Origin of the sequence: Microbacterium sp. Leaf351 (assembly GCF_001423825.1) — a bacterium.
Lineage (GTDB): Bacteria > Actinomycetota > Actinomycetes > Actinomycetales > Microbacteriaceae > Microbacterium > Microbacterium ginsengisoli.
Genome location: NZ_LMPK01000035.1, coordinates 10,947 through 11,622, shown reverse-complemented (window position 1 = coordinate 11,622; position 676 = coordinate 10,947). Strand labels below are relative to the sequence as shown.

1 protein-coding gene is annotated in these 676 nt (G+C 71.7%); it reads left to right on the top strand.

The window, feature by feature from the left end; all coding sequences use genetic code 11:
* Window positions 1-36: 36 nt before the first annotated feature.
* Window positions 37-676, top strand: a 640-nt coding sequence (locus tag ASG00_RS11130) for a pirin family protein (RefSeq protein ID WP_442922643.1), incomplete at its 3' end; no start/stop codon positions are given.

Genomic DNA, 676 nt, shown 5'->3' with positions numbered 1-676 from the left:
CGCCGGTCTCGTGATCGCATGGCCCGAGGTGCGGTCATGACCGACGACGAGACGGATGTCGCGGCATCCGTCCGACGCGTCGGACCCCGCGCGCTGGTGCTCGGCTCGCGCGATGTTCCGCTCGGCGGTGTGCGCGGCATGACCGTCACGCGAGCGCTGCCGCAGCGTGATCTGCCGATGGTCGGCGCATGGTGCTTCCTCGACCGATTCGGCCCGCAGACGACCACGATGCGCGTCGAACCCCATCCGCACATCGGGCTGCAGACCGTGACGTGGCCGTTCGAGGGCCGCGTGCGGCACCGCGACTCGGTCTCGAGCGACGTGGTCATCACGCGCGGACAGCTCAACCTCATGACCGCGGGCGCCGGCGTCGCGCATTCGGAGTACTCGGTGGGCGACGGCCCGATCCCGCTCGACGCACTCCAGCTGTGGGTGGCGCTTCCCGAGGCGCGGCGGCACGGCGAGGCCGCGTTCGAACGTCACGAACGACTACCCGAAGTGACGCTCGCGGCGACCGTGGGGGAGCCCGCCGTCGGCTTGGTCGTGATGGGGTCCTTCGCCGGAGTGACCTCGCCGGCCACCGCCTACAGCCCGCTCGTGGGCGCCGAGGTGCATCTTGCGCCGGGCTCGCGGGTCGTGTTGCCGGTGGATGCCGCGTGGGAGCACGCTGTGCTCG